The sequence below is a fragment of the Zavarzinella formosa DSM 19928 genome (assembly GCF_000255705.1).
Lineage (GTDB): Bacteria > Planctomycetota > Planctomycetia > Gemmatales > Gemmataceae > Zavarzinella > Zavarzinella formosa.
In genome coordinates, this window is record NZ_JH636441.1 from 956138 (window position 1) to 956367 (window position 230).

The window sequence follows — 230 nt, forward strand, 5'->3', positions numbered from 1 at the left end:
ACGACGGCCGATAGGCAATAACGGCATTATTGCGGACGGCGCGGTTGTTGATCCAAGCCGACCGGGCCACATTATTGTTGATGACATTGGGCCTTGCCACGACGGCCGGCCGTCCCACCACCGTCGGTCGGGCAGTCGGCACAAGACTCGGGCGAACGACCGGACGGGCCACCACATTCGGCCTGACAACCGGCCTCGCCACCGGGGCCGGTCTCGCCGCCACGACCGGG

Annotated in this window: 1 protein-coding gene; it reads left to right on the forward strand. The window is 67.0% G+C overall.

What is annotated here, in order from left to right; all coding sequences use genetic code 11:
* Window positions 1-44: 44 nt before the first annotated feature.
* The coding region (locus BGIM_RS67185) for a hypothetical protein (protein ID WP_238537684.1) at window positions 45-230 on the forward strand (186 nt) is incomplete at its 3' end.